The organism is Phocaeicola fibrisolvens, from assembly GCF_025567125.1.
Taxonomy (GTDB): Bacteria; Bacteroidota; Bacteroidia; order Bacteroidales; family Bacteroidaceae; genus Phocaeicola; species Phocaeicola fibrisolvens.
In genome coordinates this window covers 93,700-111,912 of the sequence record NZ_JAOQJI010000009.1, presented here as the reverse complement: position 1 = coordinate 111,912, position 18,213 = coordinate 93,700, and the positions used below count along the sequence as shown (strand labels likewise).

15 protein-coding genes are annotated in these 18,213 nt (G+C 46.2%); 13 read left to right on the top strand and 2 right to left on the bottom strand.

The features are described 5' to 3' along the window. Window positions 1–135 precede the first annotated feature (135 nt). The 13 genes from OCV81_RS06025 (at window position 136) to OCV81_RS05965 (ending at window position 17,262) form a co-directional block, all read left to right on the top strand. On the top strand, window positions 136–336 hold the full coding sequence (locus OCV81_RS06025) for a hypothetical protein (RefSeq protein ID WP_148329215.1): 201 nt from the start codon (window positions 136–138) through the stop codon (window positions 334–336). A 17-nt stretch (window positions 337–353) separates the two neighbouring features. Beyond that, on the top strand, window positions 354–2,639 hold the full coding sequence (locus OCV81_RS06020) for a hypothetical protein (protein ID WP_148329213.1): 2,286 nt from the start codon (window positions 354–356) through the stop codon (window positions 2,637–2,639). 66 nt (window positions 2,640–2,705) lie between these two features. After that, the gene (locus tag OCV81_RS06015; protein WP_148329211.1) at window positions 2,706–5,276 is read left to right on the top strand and encodes a CotH kinase family protein; all 2,571 of its coding nucleotides are present in this window, start codon (window positions 2,706–2,708) and stop codon (window positions 5,274–5,276) included. 26 nt (window positions 5,277–5,302) lie between these two features. Continuing rightward, the gene (locus tag OCV81_RS06010; RefSeq protein ID WP_148329209.1) at window positions 5,303–6,505 is read left to right on the top strand and encodes an OmpA family protein; all 1,203 of its coding nucleotides are present in this window, start codon (window positions 5,303–5,305) and stop codon (window positions 6,503–6,505) included. A gap of 273 nt (window positions 6,506–6,778) precedes the next feature. Next, the gene (locus OCV81_RS06005) at window positions 6,779–7,363 is read left to right on the top strand and encodes a hypothetical protein (protein ID WP_022352938.1); all 585 of its coding nucleotides are present in this window, start codon (window positions 6,779–6,781) and stop codon (window positions 7,361–7,363) included. Between the two features lie 25 nt (window positions 7,364–7,388). Continuing rightward, a complete protein-coding gene (locus OCV81_RS06000; protein WP_022352939.1) occupies window positions 7,389–10,496 on the top strand; it encodes a tubulin-like doman-containing protein in 3,108 nt (1,035 codons plus the stop codon). Between the two features lie 13 nt (window positions 10,497–10,509). Beyond that, window positions 10,510–11,160: a flagellar basal body-associated FliL family protein gene (locus OCV81_RS05995; protein WP_148329207.1), complete on the top strand. Its 651-nt coding sequence runs from the start codon at window positions 10,510–10,512 to the stop codon at window positions 11,158–11,160. Further along, the gene (locus tag OCV81_RS05990; RefSeq protein WP_148329206.1) at window positions 11,157–12,281 is read left to right on the top strand and encodes a hypothetical protein; all 1,125 of its coding nucleotides are present in this window, start codon (window positions 11,157–11,159) and stop codon (window positions 12,279–12,281) included. The genes OCV81_RS05995 and OCV81_RS05990 overlap by 4 nt, the downstream gene beginning before the upstream one ends. Before the next feature lie 8 nt (window positions 12,282–12,289). Further along, complete coding sequence (locus OCV81_RS05985) at window positions 12,290–13,045, top strand: hypothetical protein (protein ID WP_262640200.1); 756 nt, start codon at window positions 12,290–12,292, stop codon at window positions 13,043–13,045. 21 nt (window positions 13,046–13,066) lie between these two features. Next, entirely contained in the window at window positions 13,067–14,086 is a 1,020-nt protein-coding gene (locus OCV81_RS05980; RefSeq protein ID WP_262640198.1) for a hypothetical protein, read from the top strand. A gap of 25 nt (window positions 14,087–14,111) precedes the next feature. Continuing rightward, window positions 14,112–15,692, top strand: a complete 1,581-nt coding sequence (locus OCV81_RS05975; RefSeq protein WP_262640197.1) for a hypothetical protein — start codon at window positions 14,112–14,114, stop codon at window positions 15,690–15,692. A 26-nt stretch (window positions 15,693–15,718) separates the two neighbouring features. After that, a complete protein-coding gene (locus tag OCV81_RS05970; RefSeq protein ID WP_148329202.1) occupies window positions 15,719–16,513 on the top strand; it encodes a hypothetical protein in 795 nt (264 codons plus the stop codon). Window positions 16,514–16,683: 170 nt separating this feature from the next. Continuing rightward, entirely contained in the window at window positions 16,684–17,262 is a 579-nt protein-coding gene (locus OCV81_RS05965) for a hypothetical protein (RefSeq protein ID WP_262640196.1), read from the top strand. Window positions 17,263–17,335: 73 nt separating this feature from the next. Here OCV81_RS05965 and OCV81_RS05960 read toward each other — a convergent pair whose 3' ends face one another. Both OCV81_RS05960 and OCV81_RS05955 read right to left on the bottom strand, forming a co-directional pair. Further along, window positions 17,336–17,827 (bottom strand): exonuclease domain-containing protein, encoded by a 492-nt coding sequence (locus OCV81_RS05960; protein ID WP_148329200.1) that lies wholly within the window; start codon window positions 17,825–17,827, stop codon window positions 17,336–17,338. Window positions 17,828–17,835: 8 nt separating this feature from the next. Continuing rightward, window positions 17,836–18,213: PD-(D/E)XK nuclease domain-containing protein (locus tag OCV81_RS05955; protein ID WP_262640195.1), on the bottom strand; the 378-nt coding region annotated here is incomplete at its 5' end.

Genomic DNA, 18,213 nt, shown 5'->3' with positions numbered 1-18,213 from the left:
TTGTCGTAATACATCAATTGAACCTTTTAGACCACAAAGATAAGTCAAAGAACGCTTTAATCAATTATTCGATATAAACTCTAATGAAAAAACAACATTTATTGTATTAACTAAACAAGAAAGCGAGGTAGCTGTATGAAGAAAAAAGAGTATGAAGTTCCACTGACGACGTATTCGGAGGTGGAGTTGGAGCAAGGCTTCATGAAGGCTTCTGTCTTTGAAGATGGAAAGGAAAATGCCGATGGAGTTACTATTGAAGAACATGGATTTGCAAATCCTGGTGCAGCATGGGAAGGAGATTATTCTGATCCAAATAATGGTGGTACTTGGGATTAATTTAAAAAGAGTGAATTATGAAGAAAGTATGTTATTTAGGTATAGCTTTGGCCGCATGCCTGAGCAGTTGCTCAGACGATAGTTTGGACAACGGAAAGACCGTTGTAAATCCTGTACAGACAGGAGATGAGATTATTTTCGGTTCTTCTCTGTCGGATAATGCTAATATGATAGAATCAAGAACTGTGTATGGGGATCGTACTGAGACTGGTGTACCGGTGTATTGGGAAGATGATGGTAGTGATACGATTGCTATTTTCTGTAATCAGGCATCACAACCTGCCAATCATTTGGTTCATTATAAAGTAATGCCGGAAACTGAAGATTTAAATAAAGATGGAAAACCTGATAAACATCAGGCGCATTCTGTGACAAAAGTAAGTACAGCAGAGGCCGGATTGCAATGGGGTGATCCGGATACAGAGCATCGATTTTATGCCTTCTATCCAGCTAGTGCTGTGAAAGGTTCTACCGAAGAAAATGCTACGGGCCAAATAACTGCCAATATTCCTGTAACGCAACAAGTTCAGGAATGGAGAGAAGGCACTTTTGATACTTCAGATCCTGACTTTAAGAATAAAAAAGTTTATTTTGGACTTCCTAATATGGATTATGCTTATATGTATGCCTATCAGGCTGTCACTCCTTCAAAAGTATCAAAAGATGAAGCTATTGACCTGAATTTTAAAAATCTGGTAACTGTATTGGATATTACTGTGCAGGGACCTACGTCAGGTACAGCAACCATCACGAATATTAATGTAGATGCGATAGATGGTGAAAAACCTATTCTTACAGGTGATTTTACATGTAATATCCGAAACGCAAGTACAGGAGCAACAGCGACTTGTACTCCTGTAGGTTCGTTCAATGAGGAGCGCGGTCGCATTTCTATTCCTTGTTATGATAAAAAAACAGGTCGGTTCATTCAGCTTGGCCAAGAGGAATTGTTGAATGTAAAAGCCTATATCATTCCACAAAATATAGGGAATACAGTAACAAGGAGTACACTTCGTGTGACGGTATCTATGTTGAATGGTGCGCCTTGCAGAAAGACATTGAATACAGCCGATGTTACTCCGCAGAAGATTAACCGTGTTATTCTTCCTAAATTGGAGGTTGGTGGCACTAACTACTGGATGAGTTCACTCGATCCCAATATCTATGTGTCTGAGCTTTCCATACCGGGTAGTAAGTTCTCTATATTGTCAAAAGCGAATCGCGCAAGCAGAGTTTATCAGAATTACGATATTGATAAGCAGTTTGAAGATGGTGTCCGTGCGTTTATATTCCAGACAGCAACAAATAGTAAAGATTTGGGTGCAAATTATGATAATCTTTATGTTGTCTGTGAAGATAAGAGTAGAAATGTGATGACATTAAGTCAGGCCATTAAAAAAATTGCATCTTATCTTGATGTCTGTGAACAAAATGGTAAAACTAATGAGTTTGCTTTTGTTATGTTAACTTATTCATCAGGCGATATTCCTTGGTTAGATAATCCTCAAGGATATGATAATGAACAGTATTGGATTGATAAACTACGTGAGGAAGTCAATAGTATAGCTGATGATGAAGCTAATCGTATTTATACCGGGGAGATAACCCCGAATACAACAATTAATGATGTTAAGGGTAAAATTATTTTGAAAGCCAATTACAATTCAAAAGACATGATTTCTCGGTATGGCACGACAACAGCTCCAATCATGTTTACATGGTGGAAAGGTGCTTATGGTCCTGAGCTATCGGAGGGAGTATATTATCAAGAAGTAAATAATGGTATGCCTATGGATTGGGGAGCTCCTGTATGGTATGAAAACTCAAATGCTGCTTTAAGATGGTATTATCAGGAAGTAACAAGTGTGGGAAGTGGTCAGGAAGCTACTACTCAGGAAAAGAAGGAGAGTATTCAGAATTTGTTCCGTAAGAGTGTGGATTTGTATAAGAATGATACTTCTCATAAGACATGGTTTATGAACGACCTCGGTGGATATTATTCTGATAGTGGTGATATAAAGGGCAGAGGTACAGGTATTGAGGCTTTGGCTATTGATATGAACCAGATGGGAGTTGATGAATTGCAAGACCGTACTGAAAATGCAGGACTGGGTTTGGTATTCATGAACTTTGCCGATAAGCAGTCTAATTCTGGTGCTAGGTATAAGAGCGACTGGCTGATTCAAACTCTTATCGATAACAACTTCAAGTTTGCATTGCGCAAGAAGGGTTCAACAACAACCACAACTTCTTACAATGCCAGCTATAAGACGGGTGTCAATGCCATAGGTTGGGATAAATAATTTTTGTTTGGGATTCTTCACGGCATTGGTGCTGTGAAGAATCCTACAAAAAATATAGGCTGATAGATGAAAAGCAATATAGCAGTTTATGCAATATTATCTTGTAGTGTATGGGGGCTGACTGCCTGTCAGGAGGATTCTTTTGAGCAACACACTGCAAAGGGAAATGTCACAATCCTTGCCCGTATGAGTGGGGAAGGAATGCAGACTCGTACCTGTGTGGACAGTTCGTCGCCCGAAGGAATGACAGGTATCTTGTGGTCACCGAAAGATACAATTGGCGTATATGGGGATAAAGGAACCAAGAATGCCTTGTTCGAAGCAACCAATACCGGAAATGTGGCAGAAGCCGAATTTAACGGTACGATGGCGGGTGGAGAGTTTCCTACGTATGCCTATTATCCGTATAGTATGGAGAATGCGACAGCTGAAGTTACAGCTTTGAAAGGTAACCTAAAGCTGGTGCAGACATTCGATATGGCTACCGGAAAACTGGAAAGTGACTATAAGGTGGGTGAGCCTACGTTTAAAACCTATGAAGGACGGTACGAATTTGAATTTGAGCACTTGTTTTCATTGTTGAAGTTCGACATTAATGCTTCGGGCACAGCCTTGGAAGGAGATAATCTGGAAAGTATCATTTTGACATTGCCTGACGGTCGCAGACTGGGAGGTGAGTTTACTTTTGATGCTACATCGAAGAATGTCAGTTGGTCTTCTGCTTCAGTAGGAACCAATGTGTTGACGATGAAATGGGCCGATACTCCTGCACTTGACAATGGAAAAGATTATACGGGTTATATCACTTGTGCACCGGATATCCGGACGGGAGATGAAATAAAAATTACGATTCTGACCCGTCAGTTCAAGGCTGAGTTTACACGTCAGGCCTTGGTGGATTTTGCTGCGAACACTTGTTATACATTCCCGCTTACTTTGGAGAATTATAAGAATGACATGGTGGTAACCAACCGGCCAGTGTTTACTTCTTTCTCCTTTGAAGCGAAAAACAACAGCGGCAAGATTCTGGACAAGAAGTTGGTTTACGAGGCGGGTGTAACACGTCCGGTTGACAATCTGGCCGAAATGTTGACGATTGAAAACAATGTGATTTCAGGTTGCATTCCTTATTTATATGATTTTAAGTTAAAACCGACATTCTCAGTAAATGAGGGATTGACCGTAAGCGTAAATGGGCTTGAACAGAGTAGTGGAACTAGCATACAGGATTTTAGTAATCCAGTGGTGTATACGGTTTCTAACGGTACGGAAAGTTGCGATTACACAGTGAAGGTCACCAATTCTGGTCTTCCTGTTGTCGTGTTGGCACAGAGTGGCGGCGGCACAGTGGAATGGGCAGAAGCGGGCATTAATGTGCGTGAAAAGGATGCCGACTGGGTAGAGACAGATAAAATGACCGTATATAAGGCAGATGGTTCTACCGATGTGGAGGAAACGGCGTGTGGCATACGCCTGCGCGGAAACTCTACACAGGAATTTCCTAAAAAACCGTTTGCTATTAAGCTGGCAAGCAAGGCGAAGGTGTTGGGCATGCCTAAACACAAACGTTGGGTATTGCTGGCTAACTGGATGGATCGTACGATGTTGCGTAATGCGGTTGCTTTTGAAGTAGCGCATCAGACAGAGAATGCTTTTGCCGATGGAATCGGTTGGAATCCTCACGGATATAATGTGGAAGTGATTATGGACGGTCGGCACGTAGGAAATTATTATCTGTGTGAGCAGATAAAGATTGACGGTGATCGTGTCAATATTCAGGACTGCTATGAAGACGTGTTGGAGGAGAATCCGAACCCAACGGTGGCTGATTGTGGTTATCTGCTTGAATTTGATGACAATTACGATGAGGTGAATAAATTTCATACGGGTCGTGGTTTGCCATGCATGTTCAAAGATATAGTTTCGGATGAATTGTTTGATGCCGTAAAGGCAAGAATAGAAGGCATCGAGGCTAATCTGGAAGCAGGTAATTATGACGCTGCCTATAATGATTTGGATATTCACTCAGTGATAGACTATTTCTTTATACAGGAATTGGCTTTTAATGATGAGTATAAGCATCCTAAAAGCGTTTACATGTATATAGATGGGCTGGGTAAGTTGACGGCAGGTCCGGTTTGGGACTTTGACTGGCAAACCTTTGTGAACTATGATAATGTGGAAGCAATGATAAATAAATATGGTTGTGACACTTATCGTTGTCGGAAAGGAGATGAATGGCTGTATGGCGCATCGAAACTTGCGGAAAAACCGACATGGCCATGGCAAGATTATGACTACGAGAATGACAAGCCTTATATGTGGTATCCGCTCTTGTTTAAGGATGCGAATTTCCGTCAGGCTGTACAGGAACGATGGACGATAATCTATCCAGCTCTATTGACTGTAGAATCCAAAATAGAAGAATTGGCAGACCAAAATCGTTTGTCTGATACTTTCAATTCAGTTATGTGGCCCCAGATTCAGGTGAAATCATCCGGTACGGCTGCATTTAACGGCGATGAAGAGATGACTTTCGATGAAGCGGTTGCATCCATGAAGCAGGCTTATCGTGAACGCCTGAACTGGATGAATACGAATATCATGAATGGGAGTTTTGTAATAGATGCCGAATGATTTAACTATTAATTAATATCAATATTATGATGAAAAAGACAATCTTTGCAGCTCTTGCTTTGGCAGCTGCAGGTTCTGCTTTCGCGCAGACGGAGCAGACCACACAAAATGGTGATTTCACAGAAACAGTGGAATACAGCAACGACAAATACAAAGTGGAGACCAACGGCTTCTGGGACAACTGGTTTATCAGTGCAGGAGTAGGCGGTCAGGTTTACTTCGGTGACCATGACAGACAGCGCAAGTTCGGTGAACGTATCTCTCCGGCCCTGGATATCGCAGTAGGAAAATGGTTTACTCCGGGCATCGGCGTACGCTTGATGTACACGGGCCTTTCTCTGAAGGGTGCTACTCAGTATGGACCTGATGAAATTTATTCTAATGGTCAGCATATTGAAGGGAAATGGGAAACAGCTTGGCTGAACGAACAGAAGTTCAAGTTCTTCAACTTCCATGCAGACGTGCTGTTCAATCTGTCGAACATCCTTTACGGCTACAAGGAAACGCGTGTGTACAACTGTAGTCCTTACTTCGGTCTGGGCTTGGGTAGAGTAACCAGCAAACCGAAGAATTCGGAAGTGATGGCGCACCTGGGTATCATGAACTCTTTCCGCTTGAGTTCGGCTTTGGACCTGAACCTGGATTTGAGAGGAACCATCACGGGTGACCAGTTTGACGGTGAAATGGGTGGAAAAGGCAGTGAAGGTATGTTTGCTGCCACAGTGGGTCTGACCTACAAGTTCAAACGTCGCGGCTGGGACAAGAGCAAGACGGTGGTTCGCACGAATGTGGGCGAAATCAACTCTCTGCGCGACCAGCTGAACCGTGCAAATGCGGAGAACGAACGTCTGCGCAATGCCATCGACGCCAGCAACCAGAAACCTCAGGAAGTGACGAAGACGGTTGCTTCGAACCTGGTTATCTTCCGTATCGGCAAGTCTAAACTGTCAAACGAAGCGCGTGCGAACCTGGGCTTGCTTGCAGAAGCCATCAAGGCAGCCGACAGCAAGGCCGTTTACACGATTACAGGTTATGCAGATGCGGGCACCGGCAGCAAGAAGCTGAACGAACGCCTGAGCAAGAAACGTGCGGAAGCCGTTTACGACTGCTTGGTTAACGAGTTCGGCGTATCTGCTTCTCAGTTGCGTGTGGACTACAAGGGTGGTGTAGACAACATGTTCTACGACGATCCTCGTCTGAGCCGTGCGGTAATTACACGTGCTGAATAATTCCTTAGAAGGATAATAAAACACAGGAAGTGGTGCTCAATTTGATTGGGTGCCACTTTTTTTATGCGTATAGGATGGCACGGGCAGACTGGTGTTCAGCTTGCAGATTCGAAAAAAAACGTTGTTCCCTTTGATTTATTAACGAATCCAGTAGGTTTTGTAAAAAAAATTATATATTTGCAATGATTGCGATTAGCTATTACTATTGAAAGAAGTATTACTACTGAAAAACGGTATTACTATTACTATTGAAAACGATAAACTAGTAAAGACATGGGGGCTTTATTTCAAATTGTTGCCTATTCGATAGGTAACCTGTTTTTAGGTATTCTATTGACTGTGGTAGGAGTCATTCTGCTGTTTGTACTGATACAATCCTGGTATCGGAACAGTACCTTTACGCCTGTAAGTTACATTGTGGGAGGAATCTTGTTTCTTTTCCTTTCTTTTCAGTCTATCTTACTCTGCGGGGCTGTGACCATCAAATCTTATAGTGAGGATGTGGAAGGTGCAATCAACAGCTGGGTAGCGGAGGTGCCTTCTGACATTCCTTTTAATCAGGAGGACAGTCAGCATGTGCTGGAACAGATTACGGAGGAATGGCCGCTGGTGGGATATTTTGTGGGAGGTGCCGATTTCACGGGACATACTTCCGTTACTATCGCACAGGCTATGGCCGAGGAACTCCGTTCGTTCATGAATTACTTTATCCTCCGCCGTGTGGGCTGGAGCCTGCTCTTCATTGTCTGTGGAGTAGTAATCGTAATCAAGTCGATGGAGCGTGTTTCCCGCAGACGTTATTCCAGCACACGGAGTATGGCTACAGGCAGCAGCAGGAGAAGACGTTATGATGATTAATATATAAACTAAAACTCAATTATTTATGGCAAATCATTTAGTTATCGGACTGGGCGGAACAGGAGGCTCTGTCTTGCGGGCTCTGCGTAAACGTATTTATGAAGAGTTTCGTTCAAATGACCCGAAAGGAAGTGCGAATATAGAATATCTTTATGTGGATTCCAGTCTGGCGGATTTGAATAATGAAGAAGACTGGCAGACGTTGGGCGTATCCGTACAGCTCTCTCCGTCGCAGCGCTTATCCATTAACGGGATTGGTTCGGGGGTATTAAGCAATCTGGATCAGTATCCGGGTATCAATGCGTTTATCAACCGGAAGGATGAAGCGATGCTGAAAGAGGGTATCGGTGCGATTATCAGTGAGGGTATCGGGGGACAACGCCGTCGTTTCGGACGCATGCTGATAGCGAACAACATGTGTGGCTTGCCACAGAATACATTTGTAGGACAGGTGCATGCCCGTGTGCGTGCCTTGAAGGAAAAGGAGGATGTGGACGATGTGACGTTCCATATTTGTGCGGGCCTGGGTGGTGGAACAGGTTCTGGTTCCATCGTGGATGCCGTGGCACAAATCCGGAATGAATTCCAGCGTACGGGCGACGACCGTTCGAAGTTCAAGATACAGCTTTATCTGTATGTGCCGGAAAAAATTATCCAGATTCCGGGGGGAGAAGACAGCAACCGTTACTATCAGCCCAATGGGTATGCGGCATTGCTGGAACTGAATGCCATGTCGGTGGGAAGATATTATCCTACGGATGTGAAAGGAAATACGGATGAATATGGCAATGTGCGCCGCCTGTTGAAAGGTCAGGATGCGTTCGACATGGCTTATCTTTATACGAACGTGAATGAAGCGGGAAAAGAGGTGAACCTGCAAAAAGTGCTTCCTGGCATTGTGGGGGACTTCCTGTTCCAGAAGATTGTGGCATCTTCCATGCAGAACAGTGGGAAGATGGCTCGTTTGGAAAGCAATGAGAACAACGGACTGTTGCCGGAAAACAATGAGACGGGTGAACCGGTCCGCAGCCGCAAATTCATGACGTTTGGCGTGAAGCGTATCGAGTATCCGGAAACGGAAGTGGTGGAATATGGTGCGTATAACTTTGCACGTCAGGCTTCCATGCAGATGTTGTATGGCTTGTGGGACGAGGCCCGCGGTTACATCGAGTGTACGGAAGACATGGTGGGCAAGTCGTTTGTGCACGACGTGGACAAGGAGGCAGAGAAAGAGGCCAACCTGCTGACGGATGACTACCTGATGCTGAGCAAACCGTTGCCTTCCATCGAGAAGCATGTGACCAACTGGAAGCCGATTGTGCAGGGATGGGAATTCTATGTGGACCGTTACAAGCAGGATGTGCAGGCTGAATGCCAGAAGAAGGAATGGTATGAAGAGTTTAACCAGCTCTGTGAGAAGTTCTTCGACTCTATGTATCGGGGCTGTGGCGTGAAGAAGTTCTACTTCGATTATGAAAGCCAGATTCCTGGATTCGCCGAGGAAATCTGCCGCCGCATCGAGAATAATTTGTTTGCCAAGTGGAAGAACGGCGAAATGTCTATCATTGAAGTACACAAGTACATTTCTGTGCTGATTGACAAGTGTACCGAACGGGTGGAAGGTTTCAAGAACAAGATTACCAAACGTACTACTTATTTGAACGAGGACCTGGCCAGTCAGTTGGAGCAAATCCGCAATGACTGGAACAACATCGGCTGGCTGAGGGATGCCATTACGAATGCCTCGGTAAAGACTTTTGGACGTTTTGCTGATGCCAAGCGGGAACAGCTCACCGTGGCTACCACTGTGGCTGCCTATAGTTATGCGGTGAAGCTGATGTCGGAAATCATCAACATGCTGACGCTGCTGAACAACAACAGCGTGGAACCTTTCATGAAGGTGCTGACCGATTTTGCCGACAACATGAAGAAGCAGGCGGAAGAGAAATGTAAGTTGAGCGACCTGGAAGGGGGCAGCATGAACAGTGAGGTGGTCAAGGAATACGATCCGAAACTGGTGCGTGACACCGTGCATGGATTCCTGAAGAACCAGGCCAACCAGAAGGCGTATGCCAGCAGCCTGCGGGCCAGCATCGTAGAATCAATGGGAACGACCAATGTGGGATTTGCCAGCCTGAGCAAGAAAATCAATGTCAGTGCCTTGCAGGAGATTACGCTGAAGATTTGCATTGAAAGCGCACGGAAGGAAATGGATGAATATTCAATGAAAAATGCCAACCAGCGTCTGGTGAATGTCAACATCTTGGACAAGCTGCGGAATACGGATTGCAGTACGCCGGATAAACGCAAGCGTTTTGTGAAGGAAATCTACAATGCGGCGCAGAGTTTCTTGCCGTTCAATGGCTCTGAAGAGGGAAAAGGAAGCCCTGAAACAGCGGCTAACCATCAGAAGATGATTCAGCTTTCGTTGCCGTTGTATGAAGACGATGACGCATTCCGCAATGAATTTATCAAGGATTTCGGCGAGAGTGGAAAAATCCCGTTCAACAAGGACAACGATGTGTCGGTCAACTTTAAGAGCAACCAGATTGTGGTGGTGACGGCACACAGCGGATTCCCGTTGCGGTATGTAGACAATGTGCGGGTGCTGAAAGAGAAATACGATGTGCTGGTGCGCAACGAGGTGAACCGCATGGTTGTTCACACGGAATCGTTCTCCAAACCGTTGCCTGAACTGTTTGCACTGGATGCCGGCGACCTGAAGAAACGTTTACGCCCGGTAATCTTGCTGGCTTATACGCTTGAGGGTATTCTGGTGGAACGTGAGGACGTGGAGACCGGGGAAAAGACTTTGGCTTTTGCCGGTGAGAAGAACCGGATGGGACGTGTGAGCCGTTGGATTCCGGTGGGCAATGACATGATAGAAACCTTGAACGAGTTGTGCAAAATGACTCGCGCGATGGATGCGGATGCTCTGAAGAAGGCTGTACAGGCTGAACTGGATACCAACTACAAGCACATTGAAAAGAAGAACCAGCTGATGCTGAAGATGGGAGAGACACTTGACAATGTGTTGTTGCCACTGGTAGGCGGAAATGAGAACAATGTGGAATTTGTGGCATTCAACAGGGCTGCAGAGAAATTGTGTGACAATGATTTGAAAATAGACTAAAAAAGAAAATATTATGGCAAAGAAAATTGGTATTTGCAGAAACATCGATTGTGATAACTACAAGAAAACGATAGAAGTTGAACCGGGAGGTGAGTTTGAGTGTCCGTTGTGTCATCAACCCTTGCAGGAAGCTGAAGGGGGGAGAAAAAGAAAGGTTAAAGACGAGGACGACGGCGGCGATAAAAAACCGTGGATGATTATTGGAGGCATTGTGGTCGTGGCAGCTTTGGCTGGTGGGGGCTATTATTTCATGGGAAATAACCCTAAAGACAAAGTCAATGTTCCAGTAGTTGACTCCACCGCTGTCGATGTACAGAAGGAGAAAGTGCCGGCTGAGGACACGGTGCAGATTGACTCATCGGAATTGGATGTGCCTCCGGTAGAAGAAGCGACAGAAGAGCCCAAGAAGAAAGACCCGACACCAGTGTTAATCAACGGTCGGGGAACTGTCGATCTGGGCTATGCGACTTATACCGGCGACTTGAAGAATGGCAAACCGCACGGATATGGCAAACTGACGTATAAGACCAGCCGGAAGATTGTGTCTTCGAAAGATTTCGTGGCAAATCCGGGTGATACCTTTGAAGGCGAGTTCCGCGATGGAAAAATCAGTGGTCTCGGTTACTGGAAACATGATGGTAATGAAACGGCTGTGAAACCATGAAACGACGTTTCCACATCGCATGGATGATGATAGCGGCGGCAGCATTTGTCTTTAGAATGAATGCGGCTCCGCTGTTTCATACTCGTTGCCTGGAAACTCTCTCAAAATCCCTGCAACTGGAGTTGCCTGATAGTATGGGGGAGAATGTGGACAATGATTCTACCTGGCATTTTTCGGGTAAGCCTTTGCGGGTGCGGACCAATATGTATGGAGATGTGTCACACATCGGATATAAGCTATTTGACAGTCAGTGGGCGGCTGCGTATGCAGCTCGTCCGCTGCTTGATTTCCTGGAACGTTATGCACTGGAACTGGATGTGCCTCGTAAAGGAGTGGATAAGGCCGAGGAGGCTGCCCGGAAACCTGTCACGTTTGTAAAGGGGAATTTGTCTATGTTGCGCAACCGGACACCGCAAACGAACTGTGTCATTAATGAGGTGGAACGCCGGCGTTACACCGTGGAATGGGAGGAAGGCAACCAGCAGGTTTGCCTGATTGTTCCTGCGGACTATCAACTTTTCATGGGGGCCGATGCGGTGGAACTGGAACAGATTTTTGAGCGGGACGTGAAACGGATGAGGGCCGCATTGCCGGGTGCTGCGTTGCCTGTTTCCTGGGAAGATGGAAACCGGTCGCGTGCGGATAGTATCTTGATTGTCAGCAAGGGATGTTACCTGAGCGACCAGATACGTTCCGACCTTTATTTGTATGCGACGCCGCAGGATACTCTTCTGCTGGCAGACACACTGAGACCTGTGCAGACGGTGAATAACATCCTGCTGACAGGGTATTTTGACAGGGAAATTCCGTTGCAGCTCACCGTTGACAAGTATGGCTACTTGAAATCGGAGATGGAAATAGCCTTGCAACAGTTGCTGGCTTATTGCCGGATGGAAAACTGCATGCTTTTCTTAGGGATAAAGAACCGCACTTCAGACTTGCTTTCTGTCACCCTTTTTGCCGTAAACATGAAGATGGCTTATAGCCATACCATCAGTCTGGAGTTTCCTTTTGGCATTTTGAGAGGAACGCAAGAGAAAATAAAAGGAAGGATTTATGTGTATACTCCTTTGCAGAATATAACAGAGAAATTTTTTATTAACGACATAAAAAAGAATTGACCGTGAACATGAGATTTTTATTCACTTTTGTACTGGCTTGTCTGCCTCTTCTCTCTTTGTGTGCGGATAATGTGGACGATGTGAAGAAGCAGATTAATAAGATAAAAAAGGATAATCAGTACATTTATGCAGAGTCGACTGCTCCTACAGAGGCCGATGCACGCAGCTATGCTGAAAGCAAGTTGTATGAGGAGGTGAATGAGTGGGTGGCGACACGAAGGAGATTGAAGAAAAGTACGAACCTGATTGTAAACAACCGGAAAGAGCTGTGGACCATGTTGTCGATGCCTCGCGGAAACAACATGTACCGTTCGTTTATTTATGTGAAGAAAAGTGACATTCTTCCCACGGAGAATGGGGTAGTGATAGCGAATACGTCTCTTACTCCGGGGGCAAAGTCGGTGGTAGAACCGGTAAAGAAAGAGGTGAAGGAACCGGTCGTGGAAGTGGCAGAAGGCACTGTGAAAGAGGCAGCAGCAGAAAAACTGCAACTGCCGGAAGTCATCCACCAAATTGCGGCATGCACGAAATACGGGGATATGGCGGATAAGGTGAAGCAGATGAAAGCGGATGGCCGGATTAAGGACTATGCGCGCTATGCCTCACTTGTCAACCCGGATAAATGTTATCTGGTGATTTATAACCGTGAAGGAAAAGTGGTGGCTGTGTTGACGCCGGGACCTGATCGCCGGAATGTGAAAACTGGTCAGGCAGACGGGGTAAAGAATTACAGTGGTTGTGGAGCCATTGGACTTGAATTGTAATAGGAACAATAATTTATGGATATGAGAAGAAGATTTATATGTGTGTTTATAGCGCTTGTTTCCATGTGGGTGTGGGGCGCAGGTCAGATGAAGGCGGTTACTGTCACATTGACCATTGATGAAGGGGTGGATCGTCCGCTTGCTTTAAGTCGGGCTGAGCATAACCTGGGTGTGATTTTGACAGAAATCAATCGTGCGCAACAGGCGAAATCCATCCTGACAACGAAGAATTTTTCAATGGATGATTTCTCACTGAAATCGTTGCTCAGGTTGTGGGCCGTGACTCCGTTTTATTGTGATGATGAAGAAGTGGTGGAACGTTGTTGGATATTCAAGAATGGAACCATGATGGTGAGTCATATTCCTTTGATTATTACTCCGGAAGGTGAGGACTTTGGGGTCGGAACTTATCAGGAGGCTGTAGTGGAATTTGACAATAAGGGAAATATCACTGATTTCCGTCTGGCCTTGGATGCGCATACTGCCGAGAGCATGGAACGCTGCGGAAGTGTGGTGGAAAAGGAAAAGCAGATGATTATCATGCAGTATATCGAACGTTTCCGTACGGCTTATAACCAGCGTGACTCGAATTACATTGAAAAAATCTTCAGTGACGATGCCTTGATTATCACAGGAAAGGTGGTGACTACCCGCAGCAATAGTGATATGGGAGGCTTGAAGCAGAAGGTGGAATACACCAAGCAGACCAAGCAGCAATATCTCCGGAATCTGAAGCGTGCTTTCAGACGTAACAAGTGGATTGATGTGAAGTTCAGTGAAATTGGCGAGCATGGAGAAGAAGGCGGATGTGCCGGTATCACACGCTCTACGGTGGACAAAACGAAATATGGCGTGCGTTTGCGTCAGGAATGGAATTCCAGCAATTACAGTGATGAGGGCTATCTGTTCCTGTTGTGGGAGTTTCCTGAAGATGGCAGAGATCCGATTATCCATGTACGTACCTGGCAACCTGAATGGGTGGGCGGTGTACGCCAGCAGCCGGATGACGACATCTCTACATTGGGGGCATTTGACTTGTAATCAGAAGGTCTAATCACGGAATTGTATGGATGCAATGAAAAAATTATTTTTGTTTTTGTGGATGATGGTCATTCTGCTGCCTCTGGGAGCGCAGGAGCAATACATCTCGAAAGGCCGTTATACTCCGGAAGACCGTTTTGAGGATCTTGGGGGCGGAGGAGGAATCCTGCTCTTGTCGAAGCACAGGGATCTGGTGGTTACTTTAACGAATGTAGAACCCGGGAAATTTAAGGTGACTCCGAATGGCGAACGTCCGGACGGGTATTATGAATATATAGTTTCCATTCATCCGGGTAGTACCCGTACGCCGAAACTGGAAATCAGCCGGAGAGGAAGTGTGTATAAAACGGAAATCGTGCAGACTACGAAGCCGGACTTCCTGATGGCTTATAAAGTGGAAGAGGTGGCCAATCCTATCCGTATGGATGAACAGACGATGGCCAACGATACTTCCATGGACCCTCTCGCAGCTATATTGGAGTTTACGACTTCCATACAGAATTTGCAGGTGGACTTCCTGCCTGAACTGGGGGCCACGGTAGAAAGGGAGAAAAGTGCAGCCGACCCGAATATCGTCATCATTCGTGCCAAGATATCCATTGCCGTGCTGGATGAAGCCAGGAAGCGTATGGAGGAACTTCGCGAACAATGCAGGGTGCAGGACGTGAAGACGAGTGTGGGAGAACAGCCTCAGGAAGAATGGGATAAACTGGACAGCCTGGAAAATGAGTTGAGAGAGATGGAAACTCATTATGCGATGCTGACAACGGTCAATCTTTATACGGACGGCAGTAACCGGTTGAGCATTGACATCAGCGGACTGGAGGGACGTATGATGAAATGTTATGCGGTGCTTCCGGTGGTGATTGAAAAGAATGTGTATGTGACGGAATGCAGTGCTTTTATGAGTGAGGCCGCCCGACTGTTCGGAATGCGTCAGTACAAAGCGGCGCGTGCGGCTTATGAAGATGCCTGGAACGCTAAAGATGTGGTGCCTACGCTGCGTCCTGCCATCCGTGAATCAATTGCTCAGTGCGACAGTTGTCTTTTGTATGAACATGTAGCCTCTGGGGCTATTAAGGAGATTGCCCGACTGAAGAAAAGTGGAAATGCAACGCAGGAAGAGGTGGCTCGTTTTGCTTCGGCGGCAGTGGAATTTATGGAGATGGCGAATGCATATAACCCTTGTGATTTTTATGCTGACCGGATTGAGCGGATGAAAAAACTGCTGGTGGGTTTGCCTTTGAAGGTGAAGTTTACGGTGGTGGAATGGAAAACGCTGAGTGAAGGTGAATATATTCCAGGGGTGGAAGTATGGGCTTACAAAGGAGACGCTTCGGTTTCTTCGCAAACTTTTTCTTCCGATAAGAGATTTAAGAACATCGTGGAGAAAGAGGGAGCGAATTATGTGCAGGTGGGTACCTCTGGAGAAGGAGGCATTGTAGAAATCGAATTGAACCGTGCCGATTTGCCGAAAGGACTTTTGTTTCGTCCGAAAGAAGACAGCGGGATAAAAATGAAGTATCTGACGGTAAATGAGCTGATGCATCAGGCCAAGGGAACTTATATGGAAAAGCAGTTTCGCTTGAAAATGTATAAAAAATAGATCTATTACTAAAAAAACGTATGGTTATGAAGAAAACATTATTTAAAGGGGCATTGTTGGCTTTTTCTGTCATGTTTCTTGCAACGACAGAGGTTTCTGCACAAGGATTTTTTAAGAAGTTGAAGGAAGCGGCAGAGAAAGTTGAATCTGTGACTAAAACAGCCAATGCCCTGATGGGGGGGACCTCTACGGAGGGGCAGACTTCGGATGGACAGACTTCGGAGTCTGACAGCATTTCCACTCAAGAGTTTTTGGCAAATGTTCCTTCTTATTCAGTCAAGAAGGTGATTGAAACGGACTCTCTGGGCAATGCAATTACCAATGAAGACGGTACCACTCGTTATAAGTATCTGTTAATCGACAAGAATGGAAATGTCTGTGCGGTCAATACGGCAAAGAAACATTTGAATTCGGCGTTGAAATCGGGGGCATTTATTTTGCTGAAAGTTGGCGGTGGTGCCACAGCGGGAGCTTTGCTGGGTAAAAAAGTTGGCGGTTCCAAAAAGAGTGCCTGGATTGGTGCCGGAATTGGTGCGGCAGCAGGTATGCTGGCTTCTGCGAATGATATCAAGGAGGTAAAGGAACAGGTAAAATTGATGAAGGAATGCAAGAGAGTATTAAGTGCCTATCAGACCACGTTTACCGAAGAAGGGTTGCCTATCGATGCGGCAGCCGATTTGTCGAATGTGGAGGGCATTAATTTTGCAGAGTGTGAAGAAATCACGAAAAGTGCAGCCGATGTGAAAGCACAGCTTTTGGCTTCTAAGTTGGAAGGAGATACATTGGATGATGTAGAGATTCCGGATGACCTGAATGTGTGACCAAGAAAGAATTGGAACAAATAATAAGGAGACGTTTTTTTCGAGTGTCTGATAATCAGAGGCTGGAATAAAGACGTCTCTTTATTTTTTATTCAAAAAGAGGTAAAACTCGCCCGTAAGGTTTAAAATGTGTCGTATAACACTTATCTTTGGCGGAAAATTCAGAAAAAATGATTGATACAGAATATTTGAAGCATTTTGAAGAGAGATTGCAGCAGAATTTGTTGCATTTGTGTACAACAGATGGAGTGCTCGACGGTACGTTGCTGGCTACGGAGGACTTAGATAAACGCTGGCATGACCTGGCACCGGAATACGTGGCCGATGCCGTGGAGCAGATTCATGATTATCCTACGGTGTCGGTAGCTTGGGCGGCTTACCTGGGACTGGGGGTAGCCTGTCACTGGGATGAGGACTGGGAGGCTTGCATGCAGGCCACTTACAAGTCGTATTACGGAGAGCAGGGATTTGATGACATGGACGAGCACATCGTACACGACCTGCTGGGTCTGCCGCTCGACGGGGTGGAGGCCAAGCATTTGGAGAGCGTGATTCGCCGCTGTGCGCAGTATGCTGTAGACGCGATTCGTCACGAGCAGATTGAGCCGCAAAGTCCGCGGGCTTTTCACGTGTTTGCCCGTGCCTGCCGGACGATGTTCCGTATAGGGGCAGCTATTGAACTGAAACGTTTGGGCTACAAGTTTGAGAAAGTACAAATCAGGCAAGTGCCGGGAGGATTGCCAGCCTGAGATTTCCGTTTCAAATTCTCTTATGGTTTGCTGGAAGTATGGCGGCAAATAACGTACCGTCCAAGGTGTAAGGTTACAAAATTTCTCTGGCAATCCACGCGCAGGCTTCTGCATCGGCCAAAGCATGGTGATGTTGTTTCAAGTCGTATCCGCAGAGGGCGGCCACGGTGTGCAGCTGGTGGTTCTCTGCCCACGGGAAAGCGCGACGGGAGGGCCCCAGCGTATCATAGAAATCATAGTCGGGATAATCCATCTGGTAGACCCGGAAGGCAGCTTTCAGGCAGTTCTCGTCGAACGCCTTGTTGTGGGCCACGAGGGGGAGTCCCTCAATTAGCGGGGCTACCTGTGCCCATACTTGGCTGAATACGGGCGCATCGTCGGTATCCTCGCGGGTGAGTCCGTGCACCTGTGTGCAGAAACGGCTGTAGTAGTTGGGCTCCGGTTGGATGAGTGAGTAGAACGTGTCGGTGATTTCTCCGTGGCGTACCACTACCACACCCACACTGCATACCGAGCTGCGTACCCCGTTGGCGGTCTCAAAATCGATGGCGGCAAAATTTTCCATGGTATGTCTTACTTTTCCTGTTCTACCTTCACTTCCTGAATGTTCCGCAGCTCGTCACTGAAATTCACTCCAATCCGGTAGACCGTGCGGCTGTCCTTGGCAAAAGGAGCGGCATAGCCTTTCTCCCGGATCTGTGCGAGTGCCTCGTCCGCGCTGCCGTTCAGCTTGAATTCCATGACGTACACGTAGTCCTGCGTCTGGAGCACTAGGTCAATCCGTCCGCGGCTTGTGTGGTATTCCACCTGCACGTAGAAGCCCATCAGCTTGAAGATGATGTACAGGATGTTCTGATAGTGCACCTCGCGGTCGCGGGCCAGCTCGTAAGGAATGTCGGCAAACATCGTCTTCAGGCGGTCGAAGAAATCGTCCACCTTGCCCGCCATCAC

Bases quoted from the DNA above. Each gene is read 5' to 3' on its own strand.
- OCV81_RS06005 (WP_022352938.1), top strand. From the start codon at position 6,779: ATGGGGGCTTTATTTCAAATTGTTGCCTATTCGATAGGTAACCTGTTT.
- OCV81_RS06025 (WP_148329215.1), top strand. From the start codon at position 136: ATGAAGAAAAAAGAGTATGAAGTTCCACTGACGACGTATTCGGAGGTG.
- OCV81_RS05965 (WP_262640196.1), top strand. From the start codon at position 16,684: ATGATTGATACAGAATATTTGAAGCATTTTGAAGAGAGATTGCAGCAG.
- OCV81_RS06010 (WP_148329209.1), top strand. From the start codon at position 5,303: ATGATGAAAAAGACAATCTTTGCAGCTCTTGCTTTGGCAGCTGCAGGT.
- OCV81_RS05960 (WP_148329200.1), bottom strand. From the start codon at position 17,827: ATGGAAAATTTTGCCGCCATCGATTTTGAGACCGCCAACGGGGTACGC.
- OCV81_RS05975 (WP_262640197.1), top strand. From the start codon at position 14,112: ATGGATGCAATGAAAAAATTATTTTTGTTTTTGTGGATGATGGTCATT.
- OCV81_RS06000 (WP_022352939.1), top strand. From the start codon at position 7,389: ATGGCAAATCATTTAGTTATCGGACTGGGCGGAACAGGAGGCTCTGTC.
- OCV81_RS06015 (WP_148329211.1), top strand. From the start codon at position 2,706: ATGAAAAGCAATATAGCAGTTTATGCAATATTATCTTGTAGTGTATGG.
- OCV81_RS05985 (WP_262640200.1), top strand. From the start codon at position 12,290: ATGAGATTTTTATTCACTTTTGTACTGGCTTGTCTGCCTCTTCTCTCT.
- OCV81_RS05995 (WP_148329207.1), top strand. From the start codon at position 10,510: ATGGCAAAGAAAATTGGTATTTGCAGAAACATCGATTGTGATAACTAC.
- OCV81_RS06020 (WP_148329213.1), top strand. From the start codon at position 354: ATGAAGAAAGTATGTTATTTAGGTATAGCTTTGGCCGCATGCCTGAGC.
- OCV81_RS05970 (WP_148329202.1), top strand. From the start codon at position 15,719: ATGAAGAAAACATTATTTAAAGGGGCATTGTTGGCTTTTTCTGTCATG.
- OCV81_RS05990 (WP_148329206.1), top strand. From the start codon at position 11,157: ATGAAACGACGTTTCCACATCGCATGGATGATGATAGCGGCGGCAGCA.
- OCV81_RS05980 (WP_262640198.1), top strand. From the start codon at position 13,067: ATGAGAAGAAGATTTATATGTGTGTTTATAGCGCTTGTTTCCATGTGG.